The organism is Streptomyces flaveus (assembly GCF_014647675.1).
GTDB classification, from domain to species: Bacteria; Actinomycetota; Actinomycetes; order Streptomycetales; family Streptomycetaceae; genus Streptomyces; species Streptomyces flaveus.
Genome location: NZ_BMPQ01000010.1, coordinates 170,615 through 189,206 on the forward strand (window position 1 = coordinate 170,615; position 18,592 = coordinate 189,206).

Sequence of the window (18,592 nt, forward strand, 5' to 3'; positions counted from 1 at the left end):
TCAGTATTTCGAACGACCTCCGTAGATCGACCCCCACTCGTAGGAGGATCCGCGTGAGCCGCACCTCCCGAACCACCTCCCGAAGAACCGCTCGCAGAACCCCCGGGCGAACCCCCCGCCGAACCACCCTCCTCGCCATCCCCGCCGCGATCCTGCTCGCCCTCGTCCCGAGCACCGCGTCCGCGTACCCGAACCCTGGCCGCGTCACCGGCGACATCGTCACCCATGACCCGACGATGATCCGCACCTCGTCCGGCCAGTACCTGCTCTACGCCACCGGCGGCGGCATCTCCAGCAAGACGTCCGGCGACCGCACCGCCTTCCGAAACGGCAACGACGCCTTCTCCAGCCGGCCGGGCTGGTGGCGGAACTACTCCTCCGTGCCGGAGGCCTGGGCGCCCGACATCTCGTACCACGGCGGCAAGTACCTGATGTACTACTCCGTCTCGTCCTTCGGCTCCCAGAACTCGGCGATCGGCCTGGCGACTTCGACGACCGGCCAGCCGGGCAGCTGGACCGACCAGGGCGTCGTCTACACGTCGAGTTCGTCGACCGACTACAACGCCATCGACCCGAACCTCTTCGTGAACGACGACGGCAAGTGGTGGCTGTCGTTCGGCAGTTGGTGGACCGGGATCAAGATGATCCAGATCAATCCGTCCACCGGGAAGCAGCTCTCCTCCAACACCACCCGGTACTCCCTCGCGTCCCGCCCGACCGGGACCAAGGCCGTCGAGGCGCCCTACATCGTCAAGCGCAACGGCTACTACTACCTCTTCGCCTCGTACGACACCTGCTGCGCCGGCACCAGCTCCACGTACAAGGTCAAGGTCGGCCGCGCCACCAGCATCACCGGGCCGTACCGCGACAAGAACGGCGTCGCCATGATGAACAACGGCGGTACGCCCGTACTGGAGTCGCACGGCCGCTACATCGGCCCCGGCGGACAGTCGATCATGAACGACGCGGACGGCGACCTGATCGTCTACCACTACTACGACGGCCAGGACAACGGCACTCCCAAGCTCGGCGTCAACCTTCTGAACTGGAGCAGCGGATGGCCCGTCGCCTACTGACCCTGCTGGCGGCCCTGCTGCTCGCGCTGTCCTTCGGGCAGTACTCCGCGAGCGCCGCCTCCTTCACGAACCCGGTCAAAGCGCAGAAGGGCGCCGACCCCTGGATCTCGTACCACAACGGCAACTACTACCTGGTGACGACGAGTTGGACCGACGCCATCACCATCCGCAAGTCGCCGACGCTCGCCGGTCTTTCGACCGCGCCGAGCGTCCAGGTGTGGACGGGTGACGCGGCCTCGCGCTGCTGCAACATCTGGGCGCCGGAGCTGCACTTCCTGAACGGCCGCTGGTACCTGTACTACGTCGCGGGCCAGAACGTCTCCGACTACATCCCCACCCAGCGCACCCACGTCCTGGAGAGCGCCGGCTCGGACCCGATGGGGCCGTACACGTACAAGAACCAGCTGGGCAGCACCTGGATGCTCGACCCGACCGTGGCGACCATCAACGGAAACCTGTACCTGTTCGGCAGCGCGAGCGGCGGCGGTACGCAGAACCTGGTCGCCGCGCGGATGTCCAACCCGTACACGGTCAGCGGCTCCTTCACGACGATCTCCACGCCCACGCACGACTGGGAGCGCTCGGGCGCCCCGGTCAACGAGGGCCCCGAGATCCTCCAGCGGAACGGGACGACACGGCTGATCTACTCGGCGAGCGGCTGCTGGACCCCCGACTACAAGCTCGGCCAGCTCACCCTCACCGGCTCCAACCCCCTGGCCGCCGCCTCCTGGACGAAGAAGTCCACGCCCGTCTTCCAGCGCAACGACGCCAACGGCGTCTACGGGCCCGGCCACCACGGCCACTTCAAGTCGCCCGACGGCGCCGAGGACTGGTTCGTCTACCACGCCAACGACAACGCGAGCGAGGGCTGTGACAACGGGCGTACGGCGCGGGCGCAGAAGATCAGCTGGAACTCGGACGGTACGCCGAACTTCGGTACGCCGGTGAGGCTCGGCGCCTCGCTCCCCGGGCCCTCGGGGGAGCCGTCGGCCGCCTCGACCACGTACACGGTCGTCAACCGGAACAGCGGCAAGTGCCTTGATGTGGCGGGCAGTTCCAGCGCCGACGGAGCCAATGTGCAGCAGTGGGCGTGCAGCGGCGGCAACAACCAGCGCTGGCGTCTGGAGGACCTTGGCGACGACACACACCGTCTGGTGAACGTCGCCAGCGGCAAGGTGCTGGACACGGCGGACTGCTCCTCGGCCGACGGCGCCGACCTGCGCCAGTGGTCCTGGCTGAACAACACCTGCCAGCGGTTCCGGTTCCACGCCACGAGCGGCGGCTACGTACGGATCGTCAACCAGGCCACCGGCAAGGTCGCCGACGTCGCCGACTGCTCCACCGCCGACGGAGCGGACGTACGGCAGTGGGCCTGGCTGAACAACAACTGCCAGCAGTGGCAGCTACGGCCGGCCTGAGCGACCTTGATTGCGTCCGGCGCTATCGCCGCCCGCTTGAGGGGCCGCAGGCCCCGATAGGGGCGCGGGGCTGTATCCATTTGCGGCTCCGCCGCGTGGGCGCGACCAGCCACAACGAACCCGCAGCTGCGAACTGCCGAACCCAGCGGAGCGCCACGGCCGGGAGGACATGGGACCTGCTGGCGAAGGTCCTGGGCGACTCGCCCGATCCTCCCGGCCGGCGGAGGCCTCGTCGCGGGAAGAGCGAGGCCTCCGGGCAACCGGTCCGGCTCGTCGGTCAGCCGACCCGGTTGTTCGCGGGCGCTTCCGGCCAAGGGGTGCCGCGGGATGCGGCGGCGGCCGGCCAGCGGGTGGGCTGCGGCATCGGCTGTGGGCCGGGCTGGGCGACCGGCGTGAGGCCCGGCTGCTGCTGTTGGGGCTGCGGCTGGCCCACGGGGGTCAGCCAAGGTTCCTGCTGGGGCTGGCCGTTCGCGGCCACCGGGCTCAGCCCCGGCTGCTGCTGTTGCTGCGGCTGACCCGCGCCCACGGGGCTCAGCCCGGCCTGCTGCTGGGCCTGAGCCATCGCGGTCATCGGCTGCTGCTGAGGCTGTTGGCCTTGCTGACCGAAACCCTGCCCCTGCCCTTGCCCCTGTCCCATGGCGCCCACAGCGGTAAGCAGCCCCTGCTGCTGCCGCCCCTGGGCGACTGGCGCCAGCTGAGGTTGCTGTTGCTGTTGCTGTTGCGGCCACTGGGCGACCGGCGCCAACTGAGGCTGCTGTTGCTGCTGCTGGCCCTGCCCCTGGGCCGCGGCCGCGAGGCCCTGCATGCCCGATCCGTTCGTGGAGCTGACGAGCCGGTCCACGGCCGCCGTACCCGAGCTGTAGTTGTTGTTCGGCTCGGGCACGGCGGCTCCCCTCCTGGACCCGTAGAGCACCGACTCCAGGCCGGACACCAGGCGACGCACATCCACCTGAGGCCGGACCACGAGTCGCAGGAAGCGACTGGACGAGCCGATCTTGTTGCCGCACTCGCGGACCAGGATCCGGTGCTCGGTGAGCAGCTGATCCCGGACCACGGTGCCCTCGGCGCCCACGGGGAGGCGCACGAAGAGGAAGTTGCCCTGGGACGGATACACGGTCAGACCGGGCAGCTGGGACAGCTGGCGGGCCATGTCGAGGCGGTCGCGGCGGACCTGGTGCAGGCTCTCCAGGTACTCGGCGCCATGGTCCCGGAGCATGAACACCACGGTCTCCGCGAAGGAGTTGAGGTTCCACTTGGGCAGCATGGAGCGGATCTTGCCGGCCAGGGACGGGTTGGCGACCAGGTAGCCGAAGCGGATGCCGTGCAGGCCGAAGTTCTTGCCGAGGCTGCGCAGCACGATCACGTTGGGGCGCATCACCGCGTCCTCGACGATGCTCGGCTCGGCCTCCGCGTCGGCGAACTCCAGGAACGACTCGTCGATGATGACCAGGTCCAGATCGGCGAGGGCGTCGCAGAAGGCGAGGATCGTCTGGCGGGGCAAGAAGCCGCCGTCGGGGTTGTTCGGGTTGCAGATGACGGCGACCCGGCTGCCGCGGGAGCGGATGAACTGGATGTACTGGGCCGGATCGAGTGCGAAGCCGTTGCTCTCCTGGAGCGGGAACATGTCGACGCGCTTGCCGGTCTCCAACGGCTGGTCGGTCCAGCGGCCGAAGGTGGGGACGGGGATGGCCAGGGACTCGCGGACCAGCAAGTGGTCGATCCAGGTGATCAGTTCGGTCGACCCGTTGCCCATCGCGACGCACTGCGGGGGCAGTTGGAGCAGATTGCACAGCTCACCGGTGATGGTGTCGGCGCTGCTCGGGTAGAACGTGATGATCTCGCGCAGCCGGTGCGTCAGCTCTTCGAACATCGCCGGCGTCGGAAAGTACGGATTGCACGGGATACAGAAGTCCAGCGGACCCGACTCCCCGCTCTCTCGTGCCAGCGCGGCCATCGAGGGGCTGTGCGCGCCGGTGCGGAAAAGCGAGGTGACGTTGTCGGCCATGGACCCTCCGTCCGTGGGGGCGGCCCGCGCGGACACGATGCGGGCCGCCCTCTTGTACGGGCGAAAATGGGGCTGTGTTCAACTGATGGGAAACCTGGGGAGATTTGTTCTCCCGGAACGTTTCAGCGGCCGAACGAGTGGACAGTCGCCGAGCGGTACGTCTGGCCCGGCCGGAGCGTGGTGGACGGGAACTCCGGCTGGTTCGGCGAGTCGGGGAAGTGCTGGGTCTCCAGGCACAGCGCGTCGCCCTGGCGGTAGACGGTGCCGCCGGTGCCGACGAGCGTCCCGTCGAGGAAGTTCCCGGAGTAGAACTGCACGCCCGGCTCGGTCGTCGAGACCGACAGGGTGCGGCCCGACGACGGGTCGCTCAGCGTCGCGATGTGCTCGGGCTCGGCCGTGACGCCCTTGTCGAGCACCAGGTTGTGGTCGATGCCCTGCGCGTGCAGCAGCTGCTGGTGCGCCCCGCGGAGGTCCCCGCCGACGGTCTTCGTGACGCGGAAGTCGAAGGGGGTGCCCGCGACGGGGGCAAGCTCACCGGTGGGGATGAGGCCCTTGCCGACCGGGGTGTAGCGGGAGGCGGCGACCGTCAGCTCGTGGTCGTGGATCGAACCGCTGCTCTCGCCCGCGAGGTTCCAGTACACATGGTTGGTGAGGTTGACGACCGTCGTCTTGTCGGTGGTGGCCTCGTAGTCGATGCGCCAGTCGCCCTGCTGGGTCAGGGTGTACGTGACCTTCGTCTGCAGCGTGCCGGGATAGCCCATCTCGCCGTCGACGGACGTGTGGTGCAGGTACAGGCCGACGTCGGAGCCCTCGGTGAAGGGCTCGATGTCCCACACCCGCTTGTCGAAGCCCTCGGCGCCGCCGTGCAGGCTGTTCTCGCCGTCGTTGACGTCCACCTGGTACGCCTTGCCGTCCAGGGTGAACCTGCCCTGGTCGATGCGGTTTCCGTACCGGCCGATCAGCGCGCCGAAATACGGGCTGGAGGCGACGTAGTCCTCGATGTTGGCGAAACCGAGGGACACGTTCGCGTACTGGCCGCGGCTGTCGGGGATCTCCAGGGACTGGACGATGCCGCCGTAGGAGAGGACCTTCAGGCGCGTGCCGCCGTTCTCCAGCGACCAGCGGTAGATCTTCGTCCCGTCGGCGAGCTTGCCGAAGAGCTCCTTCACGGGCTTCCTGCCTCCTGTGGTCGTGGGCGGACATGGGTACGGGGGCCCACAGGGGCCCCCGTACCGCGTACAGATGGAGTTACGAACCGACCTTGCGCTTGTTCCACACGTCGAAGCCGACCGCTGCCAGCAGCACGACGCCCTTGATGACCTGCTGCCAGTCGGTGCCGACGCCGACGAGGTTCATGCCGTTGTTCAGCACGCCCAGGACGAGGCCGCCGATGATGGCGCCGAGGACCGTGCCGACGCCGCCGCTCATGGAGGCGCCGCCGATGAACGAGGCGGCGATCGCCTCGAGTTCGAAGTTGAGACCGGCCTTGGGCGAGGCCGCGTTGAAGCGGGCCGCGAAGACCATTCCCGCCAGGGCTGCCATCATGCCCATGTTCAGGAAGACCAGGAAGGTGACCTTCTTGTCCTTCACACCCGACAGCTTGGCCGCGGGCAGGTTGCCGCCGATCGCGTACACATGGCGGCCGATGACGGCGTTGCGCATCACATAGCCGAAGCCGACGACCAGCACACCGAGGATCAGCAGCACCACCGGAGTGCCCTTGTAACTGGCGAGCAGCATCGTGACGGTGAGGATGGCGGCGACCAGCGCGACAAGCTTGAGGATGAAGAGCTTGGCCGGCGGCACGTCCAGGGCGAACTCCTGCTGGCGCTTGCGGTCGCGCATCTCCTGGAGCACCACGAAGGCGATCAGCGCGAAGCCGAGCAGCAGGGTGAGGTTGTGGTAGTTGGTGTTCGGGCCGACCTCGGGCAGGAAGCCGTTGGCGACCTTCTGCAGCCCCTTCGGGAACGGGCCGATGGTCTGGCCCTCCAGGAAGATCTCGGTCAGACCGCGGAAGAGCAGCATTCCGGCAAGGGTGACGATGAAGGACGGTATCCCCAGATACGCGATGAAGAAGCCCTGCATCGCGCCCGCGGCCGCTCCCAGCGCCAGGCACATGACCACGGCCACTGGCCAGGCGATGTCGTTGTTGACCATCAGTACCGCGGCGATCGAGCCGACGAACGCGGTGAGCGAGCCGACCGACAGGTCGATATGGCCCGCGATGATGACGAGCATCATGCCGATCGCGAGGATCAGGATGTAGCTGTTCTGCAGCACCAGGTTGGAGACGTTGCGCGGCAGGAGCAGGTCGCCGTCGGTCCACACGGCGAACAGCGCCACGATCAGACCGAGGGCGATCAGCATGCCGTACTGCCGCATGTTGCGGCGCATGCCGTCCAGCATCAGCTTCAGCAGACCGTCGTCCGCAGCCGATCCGCTCTTGCCCGGCGGCGCGCCGGCCGGGGTCTTGGCGGTCACATCCGTGCTCATCGTGTTACCTCTTTGTCCTTTGTCATCTGACGCATCAGCACTTCCTGCGAAGCCTCGGCCCGCGAGAACTCACCCGTCAGTCGTCCCGCGGCCATGGTGTAGATGCGGTCGCACATACCGAGCAGCTCGGGCAGCTCGGAGGAGATGAAGACGACCGCTTTGCCCTCGGCCGCCAATTTGTCGATGACCGTATAGATCTCGAACTTGGCACCCACGTCGATGCCACGCGTCGGCTCGTCCAGGATCAGCACATCCGGACCCGCGAAGATCCACTTGCTGAGGACGACCTTCTGCTGATTGCCGCCGGACAACTTGCCCACCGGCTCGAAGACCGTCGGCGCCTTGATGTTCATGGACTTGCGGAAGCCCTCGGCGACCTGGCGCTCCTCGTGCTCGTCGACGACCCCGCGCTTCGAGACCTTGTTCAGGGCGCTCAGCGAGATGTTGCGGTTGATGGTGTCGATGAGATTGAGCCCGTAGTGCTTGCGGTCCTCGGTGACGTACGCGATCCCGTGCTTGACCGCCTCCGGGACGGTTTTGGTACGGATCTCCTTGCCGTCCTTGAGGACCGTGCCGCCCGCGTACCGGCCGTACGTGCGCCCGAAGACGCTCATCGCGAGCTCGGTACGGCCCGCCCCCATCAGTCCCGCGATCCCGACGATCTCCCCGCGCCGCACGGAGATCGACACGTCGTCGACCACCTTGCGCTGCTGGTCGATCGGGTGGTGCGCGGTCCAGTTGCGGATCTCCAGGGCGGGCGCCGCACCCTCCTCAGGGTGATGCGGCGTCCGCTCCGGGAAGCGGTGTTCGAGATCGCGGCCGACCATGCCGCTGATGATCCGGTCCTCGGTCGTCTCCGGAGCCTTCACGTCGAGCGTCTCGATGGAGCGCCCGTCGCGCAGGATCGTCACCGAGTCCGCGACCTTGCGGATCTCGTTGAGCTTGTGGGAGATGATGATCGAGGTGATGCCCTGCTTCTTCAACTCCAGGATCAGATCCAGGAGTTTGCCGCTGTCCTCGTCGTTCAGAGCCGCGGTCGGCTCGTCGAGGATGAGCAGCTTCACCTTCTTCGACAGCGCCTTCGCGATCTCGACGAGCTGCTGCTTGCCCACGCCGATGTCGGCGACGCGGGTGTCGGGGTGCTCGCCCAGTCCGACTCGCCGCATCAGCTCGGAGCCGTGCTTCAGCGTCTCGCTCCAGCTGATGAGCCCGCGCGTGGCGTGCTCGTTGCCGAGGAAGATGTTCTCCGCGATGGAGAGATACGGCACCAGGGCAAGCTCCTGGTGAATGATCACAATGCCGTGCTGCTCGCTCGCCCTGATGTCCTTGAAGGAGCAGAGCTCACCCTCGAAGAGGATGTCTCCTTCGTAACTTCCGTGCGGGTGGACGCCGGAGAGGACCTTCATCAAGGTCGACTTGCCGGCGCCGTTCTCCCCGCAGATGGCATGGACCTCGCCCTGCTGGACGGTCAGTGTGACGTCCGACAGCGCTTTGACGCCGGGAAAGGTCTTGACGATCGAGCGCATTTCCAGGACGGGTCCCGCCATGGTCGTGCCTTCCAATCCTTGAGAAACGGCGGTTACTTCAGGTCGCTTTCCTTGATGTAACCCGAGTCGACGACGACCTTCTGGTAGTTGGTCTTGTCGACGCTGACGGGCTCGAGCAGGAAGGCGGGCACGACCTTCGCACCGTTGTCATAGGTCTTGGTGTCGTTGACCTCGGGCTTCTTGTCGTTCAGCACGGAGTCGACCATGTTGGTGGCGACCTCGGCGAGCTGGCGGGTGTCCTTGTAGACGGTCTGCCTCTGCTCGTCCGCGATGATCGACTTCACCGAGGCGACCTCGGCGTCCTGGCCGGTGACGATCGGCAGCGGCTTGGTCTTGGAGCCGTAGTCGTCGGACTTCAGCGCCGAGAGGATGCCGATGGAGATGCCGTCGTAGGGCGAGAGCACCGCGTCGACACGCTCCTTCTTGTACGCGGCGGTCAGCAGGTCGTCCATGCGCTTCTGGGCGGTGCCACCGTCCCAGCGCAGGGTCGTGACCTGGTTCAGCTTGGTCTGGCCCGACCTGACCACCAGCTGCTTCTTGTCGATGTACGGCTGCAGGACGTTCATCGCGCCCTGGAAGAAGTACTTGGTGTTGTTGTCGTCGTTCGAGCCCGCGAACAGCTCGACGTTGAACGGGCCCTTCTTGCTGCCGTCCTTCAGACCGAGCTTCTCGACGATGTAGCCGCCCTGGAGCTCGCCGACCTTCTCGTTGTCGAAGGAGGCGTAGTAGTCGACGTTCTCGGTGCCGAGGATCAGACGGTCGTAGGAGATCACCGGGATGTCGGCGTCGGCGGCCTGCTGGAGAACGTTGTCCAGCGACTTGTTGTCGATCGCCGCGACGATCAGCGCGCTGACACCCTGGGTGATCAGGTTCTCGATCTGTGAGACCTGCTGGTCCGGGTCGTCCTCACCGTAGACCAGCTTCGTCTTGTAACCCTTGGCCTTCAGGCCCTTCTCGACGTTGGCGCCATCGGCGATCCAGCGCTCGGAGGACTTGGTGGGCATGGCGATCCCGACCGTGGAGCCCTTGGCGTCGCCCTTGGTGTCCTCGCTGCCACCATCACTGTTCTGGCCACAGGCGGAGAGGGTGAGGGCGAGGGAAGAGGCCGCGGCTATGGCGGCGAGGGCACTTCTGCGGTTGCGCATGATCATTATCCTTGATGTGTGAGGGTGCGCCGGATCGATCTGACGAGGCTGTCGGATTGTGTGCGGCTGCGTGAGCTTTTGTGAAGAGGGTTTATCCGGAACGTTATGAGGGAATTTCGAACCGGTTCAGCTTTCCGGGCAGCCTCGAGCCCAGCGGCGCCATCTCGCCGTCCGCTCCGTGCCGTGCGAGCAGGTCGAGAGCGAGCCGTCCGCGCCGCACCCGCTCCTTTGCCGTGCTCAGCGTCAGGTCCCGCATGTGGGCCCCGTAGGGGTAGATTCCGGGGGCCTTGGACAGGCCGAACTTCAGGTACAGCGGGGCGCCGCGCCGGATCAGTTCGGCGACCTCGTACATCCGCACATAGCCGCCGAGATCGTCCGGGGCCTCAATGTACATGTCCATGGGGGCCGCGCTGACCCGGCGGATCTCCGTGAGATGGTCCAGGGTCAGATCGCTGGGCACATTGATCGAGTCCCCGCCGAGCTGCTCGTAGACCGCGTACGCCGCAGGGTTGACCGGGCCGATCAGCGCGGAGACCTTGAGCGTCGTGTCGGCGGGGATGATGCCGGCCGCACGTGCCCGGTGCAGGGTCCACAGCACGCCCTCGTCAGCCACGAGGAGGCACTTTACGCCCAACTCCGTTGCGCGAACGGCGTCTTCAAGACATCCGGCGACCGCGTCATGACCGCGGGCGCGCAGCCCCCCACCGCGGGAGTCGGTACGGGTCGAGCCGCCGATGTCCCAGGTGCCGCGGGGGCCCGTGAACAGGCAGAGCTCGATGTCGCGCTCGGCGGTGGCCTCGACCATCTCGGTGATCTCGGCGTCGGACAGCATCCATACGCCGCTGCCCTGGCTGATCCGGTGGATCGGCACATCGAGGCGCGAGGACTCCTTGAGGACCACGGCCAGCGCCTCGGGACCCTCGCACGAAGGGATCTCGGTGCGCCAGCGGCCGCCTCCGGGGAAGCTGTGCGGTGAGGCGTCGGCGGGATCGAGGGCGGGCGCACTCAGGCCGAGCGCGGCGAGCTGCGGCTCACCGGGTCGACGGGCGGCCGTGGCGGAGGCGTCGGTCACAACTGTCCTTCTTCGCGTTCGATGTTTCGGACATGGTTCGTGTCAGTGGAAGCACGCCGGTACGGAGCGTCAGGTCTCCGTACCGGCGTGCGGCTCGTGGGGCGGTGCGGGCGCCACGTGAACTATGGCTTGATCAGCACCTTGCCGACCTTCGGGTCGCCGGAGCCGACGAGCTCGATGGCGTGCGCGAACTCCTCCAGCGGCAGCTCGTGGGTGACCAGCGGCAGCGGGTTGAGCAGACCGGCACCGAACACCCGCACCGTGTGCGCCCAGGCCTCCGGAGCCGCACCGAACACGGTGTGCACCTCCAGCTGCCGTACGACGAGATCGGTGGGGTCGAGTCCGTCGGCACCCGGAGCCGGGATACCGGTCAGGACGAGCCGTCCGCCGCGCCTGAGCAGTGAGGCGGCGGTGCGGGCCGCGTCCGCGGACCCGGCGGTCTCGATGACGACGTCGAAGTCGTCGGGGAGCGGCTCGTCCTTGGTACGGAAGTCCGTGGCGCCGAAGTCCTTGGAGAGGACCGCGCGGTCCGGGCGGGTGCCGACCACGAGCAGCTCACCCGGAGAGCCCGCCTTCAGGAACTGCACGGCGAACATCCCGAGCGTCCCGGTGCCGACGACGGCCACCCTCTCGCCCGGCCGGGCGTTCGCCTTGAGCGCGGCGGCCGCGATGCAGGCGGCCGGCTCCAGCAGGGCGGCGGCGGTCAGGTCCGCGTCGTCGGAGAGGACGTGGAGCAGCCGTGCCGGGAGCGTCAGCGTGGTCGCCATCGCGCCGGGCTGCGTGAAGCCCGTCTCCTCGTACCCGGCGGTGCACAGGGTCGTCTCGCCCGCGTGGCAGCGGTCGCAGACCTGGCAGTTGCGGAAGCCCTCACCCACCACCTTGCGCCCGACGAGGGACTCCGGAACCCCGGACCCCACGGCCTCGACCGTGCCGGACCACTCGTGGCCCGGCGTGAGCGGGTAACGGACGTACCCCTCGGGCCTGTTGCCCTGGTACACCTCACGGTCACTGCCGCAGATGCCGCTCGCGTGGACCCGTACGAGGGCCTCCCCGGCGGCCGGAGCGACGGGCTCGTGAGGCACGAGCCGGTGCTCGCCCGGCGCCTCGATGACGACCGCGGTGCTCACTGTGCCGCCTTGGGCTTGCGCTGCTCCCAGCCGTCGGCCCACAGGTCGAAGCGGGCCTGCTGCTGCGGGAACTCGGCCGCCGCGTCCGTGTCCAGCTCGACGCCGAGGCCGGGGGCGTCGGAGAGGTGGAAGTAGCCGTCCACGACCTGGGGCGCGCCCTTGACGACCTTCTTGATCTCCGCGTCCGCGAAGTCGTTGAAGTGCTCGAGGATCTTGAAGTTCGGGGCGGTGAAGCCGACCTGGAGGGAGGCGGCGGTCAGGACCGGGCCGCCCACGTTGTGCGGGGCGACGAGCATGTAGTGGGTCTCGGCGGTCGCGGCGAGCTTGCGCGTCTCCCAGATGCCGCCGATGTGGCCGACGTCGGGCTGGATGATGTCCACGGCCTGGCTCTCGAAGAGCTCGCGGAACTCGATGCGGTCGTGGATGCGCTCACCGGTCGCGACCGGCATGTCCACCTTCGCCGCCACCTTCTCCAGCGCCTTGAGGTTCTCCGGCGGAACCGGCTCCTCCAGCCAGGCCGGCTTGAAGGGCGCGAGCTCCTTGGCGAGCCGGACGGCGGTGGCGGGGGAGAAGCGGCCGTGCATCTCCAGCATCAGCTCGGCGTCGGGCCCGATCGCGTCCCGTACGGCCTCGATGAGGGAGACCGAGTAGAGGGTGGCCTCGTGGTCCAGTTCGAAGTGGCCGGTGCCGAAGGGGTCGATCTTGAGGGCCTTGTAGCCGCGCGCCATGACCTCCTGGGCGGCCTTGTGGTACGCCTCCGGGGTCCGCTCCGTGGTGTACCAGCCGTTGGCGTACGCCTTGACCTTGTCGGTGACCTTGCCGCCGAGCAGCTGCCAGACGGGGACGCCGAGGGCCTTGCCCTTGATGTCCCAGCAGGCCATCTCGATCACCGCGATACCGGACATCACGATCTCGCCCGCGCGGCCGTAGTCCCCGTACTTCATGCGCTTGACGAGGTCCTCGACAGCGAACGGGTCCGACCCGAGAATGTGGTTGGCCTGTGCCTCGTGCAGATAGCCGAGCAGCGCGTCGGTATGGCCCAGCATGCGGGTCTCACCGACTCCGGTGAGTCCTTCATCGGTGTGCACCTGGACGTAGGTCAGGTTCCGCCATGGCGTCCCTACCACGTGCGTGCTGATTCCAGTGATGCGCACGGCAGTCGCTCCCTGTACTCTTCGGCTCTGTTCGAGATTTCGTCACTCGTTCGAAATGCTGTCGCGACAGTAAGGAAATCGCGGTCGGAGTGTCAATGGGTCGAGCGGTCGAACGCGTAACGGTTTCGACGCGATAACGGTGGGATGGTGGGGGATGGTGCGTGCTGTCCCCCTGTGGCATGCCTCAACTGGCCGTTCCCTACACAACTTTCACAGCTGGCCCTATCAACGTTACCTGTCCGGAATTTAGTCTTCCGGCGACATGGACTACTGCCAGCCGTGCGAACGGCACCTCAATGGCGCTCTCGCCTGCCCGGGGTGCGGCACACCTGCCGAAGCCTGCCGGGCATACGTCGAGTCGCTGGCCGCATCGGACGCGCGGGACGAGGCGGCTGCCTCCCTGGACGACGACGCGCACGACGACGACTCCCACGGCCCCTCCGACGCTCCTCCCAGGTCACGCCGGTCCCATCGTGGGGCGCGGGAGACTCGACGGGACAGGCGGGCCGCGGTGCACCGTCGTCGGCGGCAGCGGGCCCTGCTGATCGGGGCGGGGCTGCTGCTCGCCGCGGGCGGGCTGAGCCTGGCGGAGCTGGGCAAGGAGTCGCCGTCGGGGCAGCCGAACACCGCCACGGACGACGAGGGCTCGGGCGGGTCGGGGGACGGGTCGTCGGACTCGTCGGAGGGCGGGGCGGCGGGGTCCGGCGTGACGGACACGCGGTCGCCGGAAGCGTCGCCTTCTCCTTCGCCTTCGGGTTCGAAGAAGCCGAGGGACAAGGGCAAGGACGCAGACAAGACCAGGAAGCCCTCGCCCACGCAGACGTCTGAGGACCCCACGCCTGAGGCCCCGGACCCGACCACCGCCCCGTCGGACCCCGACACACCGGATCCCCGGCCGACGACGAAGCCTCCGTCCCCGGAGCCGACGCCTTCCCAGACGTGCAGGCAGGTCTTGTTCTGGTGCTCGTAAGCTCCGCGCACCTCCGGAATCGACGGCGTCCGGGCCGGCCCCTGCGGGCCGGCCCGGACTTCGTACTCAGGCCGTACTCGGAATGACCGGAGCGATCGGCCGAGATCAGACGAGGTCGAACCGGTCCAGGTTCATGACCTTGTCCCACGCCCCGACGAAGTCCTTCACGAACTTCTCCTTGGCGTCATCGCTCGCGTAGACCTCGGCGAGCGCACGCAGCTCGGAGTTCGAGCCGAAGACCAGGTCGGCACGGGTGCCCGTCCACTTGACCTCGCCCGTGGCGGCGTCGCGCCCCTCGAACGTGGTCTGGTCGGCGGACGTCGCCTTCCACGTCGTACCCAGGTCGAGCAGGTTGACGAAGAAGTCGTTCGTCAGCTTGCCGGGCGTCTCGGTGAGCACGCCGAGCTGCGACTGCTGGTGGGTGGCGCCCAGCACGCGCAGACCACCGACGAGGGCCGTCGTCTCGGGGGCGCTCAGGGTGAGCAGGTTGGCACGGTCGAGCAGCAGGTACTCGGCCGGCAGCCGGTTGCCCTTGCCGTGGTAGTTGCGGAACCCGTCGGCGGACGGCTCGAGCGCGGCGAACGACTCCGCGTCGGTGTGCTCCTCCGTCGCGTCCACGCGGCCCGGAGTGAAGGGCACCTCGACGTCGACGCCCGCGTCCTTGGCGGCCTTCTCCACGGCCGCCGAGCCGCCGAGCACGATCAGGTCGGCCAGGGAGACCTTCTTGGCGCCGGAGTTGAACTCCTGCTGGATGCCCTCGAGGGTGCGCAGGACCGTCGCGAGCTGGTCGGGGTCGTTGGCCTCCCAGCTGCGCTGCGGCTCCAGGCGGACACGCGCACCGTTGGCGCCGCCGCGCTTGTCGCTGCCACGGAACGTCGAGGCCGACGCCCACGCGGTGCTGACCAGCTGCGAGACGGTCAGGCCCGAGTCGAGGAGCTTGGCCTTGAGGGCCGTGATGTCCGCGGCGTCGATGGCCTCACCCTCGGCCTGAGGCAGCGGGTCCTGCCACAGCAGGGTCTCCTCCGGGACCTCCGGGCCGAGGTACAGCGACTTCGGGCCCATGTCGCGGTGGGTCAGCTTGTACCAGGCGCGGGCGAAGGCGTCCGCGAACTCCGCCGGGTTCTCGTAGAAGCGGCGGGCGATCGGCTCGTAGATCGGGTCGAAGCGCAGCGACAGGTCGGTGGTGAGCATCATCGGGAGCTTCGTCTTCGACGCGTCGTGTGCGTCGGGGATGATCGCCTCGGCGTTCTTCGCCACCCACTGGTTCGCGCCGGCCGGGCTCTGGGTGAGCTCGTACTCGTACTCGAAGAGGTTCTTGAAGAAGTTGTTGCTCCACTGCGTGGGCGTCTCCGTCCACGTCACCTCCAGGCCGGAGGTGATGGCGTCGCCGCCCTTGCCGGTGCCGTGGGTGCTCTTCCAGCCCAGGCCCTGCTCCTCCATGGAGGCGGCCTCGGGGTCGTTGCCGACGGCGTCCGCCGGGCCCGCACCGTGGGTCTTGCCGAAGGTGTGACCGCCCGCGATGAGGGCGACGGTCTCCTCGTCGTTCATCGCCATCCGGCGGAACGTCTCGCGGATGTCGCGGGCCGCGGCGATCGGGTCCGGGTTGCCGTTCGGGCCCTCCGGGTTGACGTAGATGAGGCCCATCTGGACGGCGCCGAGGGGGTTCTCCAGCTCGCGGTCACCGCTGTAGCGCTGGTCGTCGAGCCAGGTGGTCTCGGGGCCCCAGTACACGTCCTCCTCGGGCTCCCAGACGTCCTCACGGCCGCCGGCGAAGCCGAAGGTCTCGAAGCCCATCTGCTCCAGGGCGACGTTGCCGGTGAGGATCATGAGGTCGGCCCAGGAGATGCTCTGGCCGTACTTCTTCTTGACCGGCCACAGCAGACGGCGCGCCTTGTCCAGGTTGCCGTTGTCCGGCCAGCTGTTGAGCGGGGCGAAGCGCTGCTGCCCGGCCCCGGCGCCGCCGCGGCCGTCGCTGATCCGATAGGTGCCGGCGCTGTGCCAGGCCATACGGATCATCAGCGGGCCGTAGTTGCCGAAGTCGGCGGGCCACCAGTCCTGCGAGGTGGAGAGCACCTCCGCGATGTCCTGCTTCACCGCCGCCAGGTCGAGGTTCTTGAACGCCTCGGCGTAGTCGAACTCCTCACCCAGCGGGTTCGCCACGGCGGGGTTCTTGGCAAGGATCTTCAGGTTGAGCCGCTCAGGCCACCACTGGCGGTTGCCGCCACCCTGCGTGGGGTGCAGGGCACGCCCGTGCGCGACCGGGCAGCCGCCCGCGCCCTCCGCCTTGGAATCGGTGACGATTGCGTCGGGGTTCTCGGCCATGGGGGAATCCTTCCGAACTACTAGTGATCACGGTGCTCAGGTACCGCGGGGGTGGAACAGTCGGGGCACAGGCCCCAGTAGATGACCTCGGCCTCGTCGACGGCAAAGCCGCGGTGGTCCGATGCGGTGAGGCAGGGGGCGTGGCCGACCGCGCAGTCGACGTCGGCGAGGACGCCGCACGACCGGCACACGAGGTGGTGATGGTTGTCCCCGACACGCCCCTCGAACCGGGCCGGGCTGCCGGGCGGTTCGATACGGCGCACGAGTCCCGTCGCGGCGAGCGCGTGCAGGCCCTCGTACACGGCCTGCAGGGAGACGTGGCCCACGCGCTCACGCACCCCGGAGGCGATCGCCTCGACTCCGAGGTGGTCGCCGCGGCGGACAGTCTCGAGCAGCGCGACGCGGGCGGCCGTCACCCGGAGGCCGACACCGCGCAGCTCCTCGGCGGTGGTCGGGGACTGGGAGGCGGTCATGGCGCCCAACCTACCCCTACAAACGCGAACGGTTCAAGAAAAAGAATGGTTCTAATTTTGTGCCGCGTCGTGTGTTATTTGTCCCGTTATGGAGCTTCCTGTCCCCACTGTTCGGCGGTAGAAGAGGGGTGCTCTCGGGTGCGTCACGGTTCGGGCAGCGCCCCAAAGGGGCGCGGGGAACTGCGCGAGCAACCCACCACAACCCGCACTCGCCAACGCTCCCGAATCCCCCACTTCCGTAGGCGCCCCAGCCTCAGGACGGAGTCCCAAGCATCCGCAGCAGCAAGTCCCGCAGAGCCAACCGCTCATCCCGCGACAGCCCCACCAGGGGTTCACGCGCGAAGTGCAGCGACTCGCGGAGGCTCCGGGCGACCCGTCGCCCTTCGTCCGTCACCGCCGCCAGCTTCACGCGACGGTCGCCCGGATCGGGCCGCCGCTCGACCAGTCCGCGCGACTCCAGCCGGTCCACTATCCCGGTCACGTTCGACGGCTCGCACTTGAGTTTCTGGGCCAGCCTTCGCATGGGCAACGGCTCCAGCGAGAGCAGGCTCAGCAACCGCGCCTGCGCTCCGGTCAGCGCGTGCTCGGCGGCGGCGTCGTCGCACTCCTCGTGGTAGCGGGCCACCACCGTGCCGATGAGGTCGACGACCTCCAGGGTCAGGGCATCGGGGCGGGTCTTCTGCGGAGTGGCCATGGACTTCAGCGTACCCCCATTACTTGACAACCTGAAATATTCGGGAGCATGCTTGTTTCAGGTACTGAAGTAAATGGAAAGGCTCTCATGATCAACCGCGAATGGCACCTTCTCAGCCGCCCCGTCGGCTGGCCCAAGCCCGAGGATTTCGCCCTCGTCGAGACCGAGGTCGAGCAGCCGGGTCCGGGCCAGGTGCTGGTACGCAACCAGTACCTCAGTGTGGACCCGTACATGCGCGGCCGTATGAGCGCCGCGAAGTCGTACGTCGCCCCCTTCGAGCTCGGCAAGCCCATGCAGGGCGGCGCCGTCGGCGAGGTCATCGCCTCGAACGCCGAGGGCTTCGCGGTCGGCGACCACGTCCTGCACTTCTTCGGCTGGCGGGAGTACGCCGTCGTGGACGCCAAGCAGGCTGTCAAGGTCGACCCCGAGGCGGCGCCGCTGAGCACGTACCTCGGTGTGCTCGGTATGACGGGCCTGACCGCGTACGCGGGTCTGCTGCGCGTCGGTGCCTTCAAGGAGGGCGACGCGGTCTTCGTCTCCGGCGCGGCCGGTGCCGTCGGCAGCCAGGTCGGCCAGATCGCCAAGCTCAAGGGGGCTTCGCGGGTCATCGGGTCCGCCGGGTCCGACGAGAAGGTCAAGCTGCTCGTCGAGGAGTACGGCTTCGACGCCGCCTTCAACTACAAGAACGGCCCGGTCTGGGAGCAGCTCAAGGAGGCCGCCCCGGACGGCATCGACGTCTACTTCGACAACGTCGGCGGCGAGCATCTCGAGGCCGCGATCGGCGCGCTCAACCTGCGGGGCCGGGCCGTGATCTGCGGCATGATCTCGCAGTACAACGCGACCGAGCCGACTCCCGGCCCGCGCAACATGGTCAAGATCCTGCAGAACCGGCTCCGCGTCGAGGGTGTTCTGGTCGGCGACCACTACGACCTCCAGCCCGAGTTCGTCCAGGAGGTCGGCTCCTGGGTCCGCTCCGGCGAACTGAAGTACCGCGAGACGGTGGTTGAGGGCATCGAGAACAACCTGGAGGCGTTCCTCGGAGTCCTGCGCGGCGACAACACCGGCAAGATGATCGTCAAGCTCTGACGACTGCCGG

Annotated in this window: 15 protein-coding genes; 4 read left to right on the forward strand and 11 right to left on the reverse strand. The window is 67.9% G+C overall.

The features are described 5' to 3' along the window. Positions 1-137 precede the first annotated feature (137 nt). Both IEZ21_RS21805 and IEZ21_RS21810 read left to right on the forward strand, forming a co-directional pair. Positions 138-1,076 carry an arabinan endo-1,5-alpha-L-arabinosidase gene (locus IEZ21_RS21805; RefSeq protein ID WP_189323683.1) on the forward strand — a complete coding sequence of 313 codons (939 nt, stop codon included), beginning with the start codon at positions 138-140 and terminating at the stop codon, positions 1,074-1,076. Continuing rightward, complete coding sequence (locus tag IEZ21_RS21810; protein ID WP_189323604.1) at positions 1,058-2,494, forward strand: family 43 glycosylhydrolase; 1,437 nt, start codon at positions 1,058-1,060, stop codon at positions 2,492-2,494. Before IEZ21_RS21805 ends, IEZ21_RS21810 begins: the two co-directional genes overlap by 19 nt. Positions 2,495-2,771: 277 nt before the next feature. Here IEZ21_RS21810 and IEZ21_RS21815 read toward each other — a convergent pair whose 3' ends face one another. The 8 genes from IEZ21_RS21815 to IEZ21_RS21850 all read right to left on the reverse strand — a co-directional run bounded on the left by IEZ21_RS21815 (position 2,772) and on the right by IEZ21_RS21850 (position 13,037). Next, the gene (locus IEZ21_RS21815; RefSeq protein WP_189323605.1) at positions 2,772-4,499 is read right to left on the reverse strand and encodes a pyridoxal phosphate-dependent aminotransferase; all 1,728 of its coding nucleotides are present in this window, start codon (positions 4,497-4,499) and stop codon (positions 2,772-2,774) included. A gap of 122 nt (positions 4,500-4,621) precedes the next feature. Continuing rightward, on the reverse strand, positions 4,622-5,743 hold the full coding sequence (locus tag IEZ21_RS21820; RefSeq protein WP_189323684.1) for an aldose epimerase family protein: 1,122 nt from the start codon (positions 5,741-5,743) through the stop codon (positions 4,622-4,624). 4 nt (positions 5,744-5,747) lie between these two features. Further along, complete coding sequence (gene mmsB / locus IEZ21_RS21825; RefSeq protein WP_033320711.1) at positions 5,748-6,992, reverse strand: multiple monosaccharide ABC transporter permease; 1,245 nt, start codon at positions 6,990-6,992, stop codon at positions 5,748-5,750. After that, entirely contained in the window at positions 6,989-8,539 is a 1,551-nt protein-coding gene (gene mmsA / locus IEZ21_RS21830) for a multiple monosaccharide ABC transporter ATP-binding protein (protein ID WP_033320783.1), read from the reverse strand. The genes mmsB and mmsA overlap by 4 nt, the downstream gene beginning before the upstream one ends. A gap of 32 nt (positions 8,540-8,571) precedes the next feature. Further along, complete coding sequence (gene chvE, locus IEZ21_RS21835; RefSeq protein WP_189323606.1) at positions 8,572-9,684, reverse strand: multiple monosaccharide ABC transporter substrate-binding protein; 1,113 nt, start codon at positions 9,682-9,684, stop codon at positions 8,572-8,574. A 103-nt stretch (positions 9,685-9,787) separates the two neighbouring features. After that, a complete protein-coding gene (locus tag IEZ21_RS21840) occupies positions 9,788-10,756 on the reverse strand; it encodes a hypothetical protein (RefSeq protein ID WP_033320709.1) in 969 nt (322 codons plus the stop codon). 122 nt (positions 10,757-10,878) lie between these two features. Then, complete coding sequence (locus IEZ21_RS21845) at positions 10,879-11,883, reverse strand: zinc-dependent alcohol dehydrogenase (protein ID WP_189323607.1); 1,005 nt, start codon at positions 11,881-11,883, stop codon at positions 10,879-10,881. Then, entirely contained in the window at positions 11,880-13,037 is a 1,158-nt protein-coding gene (locus IEZ21_RS21850; protein ID WP_189323608.1) for a mandelate racemase/muconate lactonizing enzyme family protein, read from the reverse strand. Before IEZ21_RS21850 ends, IEZ21_RS21845 begins: the two co-directional genes overlap by 4 nt. Positions 13,038-13,299: 262 nt before the next feature. Between IEZ21_RS21850 and IEZ21_RS21855 the strand changes: the two genes are divergently transcribed. After that, positions 13,300-14,007: an SCO2400 family protein gene (locus IEZ21_RS21855; protein ID WP_189323609.1), complete on the forward strand. Its 708-nt coding sequence runs from the start codon at positions 13,300-13,302 to the stop codon at positions 14,005-14,007. A 105-nt stretch (positions 14,008-14,112) separates the two neighbouring features. Here IEZ21_RS21855 and katG read toward each other — a convergent pair whose 3' ends face one another. From katG to IEZ21_RS21870, 3 genes are all read right to left on the reverse strand, one after another. Then, positions 14,113-16,329 (reverse strand): catalase/peroxidase HPI, encoded by a 2,217-nt coding sequence (gene katG, locus IEZ21_RS21860; protein ID WP_189323610.1) that lies wholly within the window; start codon positions 16,327-16,329, stop codon positions 14,113-14,115. A 20-nt stretch (positions 16,330-16,349) separates the two neighbouring features. Further along, positions 16,350-16,802 carry a Fur family transcriptional regulator gene (locus IEZ21_RS21865; protein ID WP_033320704.1) on the reverse strand — a complete coding sequence of 151 codons (453 nt, stop codon included), beginning with the start codon at positions 16,800-16,802 and terminating at the stop codon, positions 16,350-16,352. Between the two features lie 253 nt (positions 16,803-17,055). Continuing rightward, positions 17,056-17,496 carry a MarR family winged helix-turn-helix transcriptional regulator gene (locus IEZ21_RS21870; protein ID WP_189323611.1) on the reverse strand — a complete coding sequence of 147 codons (441 nt, stop codon included), beginning with the start codon at positions 17,494-17,496 and terminating at the stop codon, positions 17,056-17,058. Between the two features lie 87 nt (positions 17,497-17,583). On the opposite strand from IEZ21_RS21870, the gene IEZ21_RS21875 reads away from it, so the two are divergent. Then, positions 17,584-18,582, forward strand: a complete 999-nt coding sequence (locus IEZ21_RS21875; RefSeq protein WP_189323612.1) for an NADP-dependent oxidoreductase — start codon at positions 17,584-17,586, stop codon at positions 18,580-18,582. The last annotated feature ends 10 nt before the right edge of the window (positions 18,583-18,592 follow it).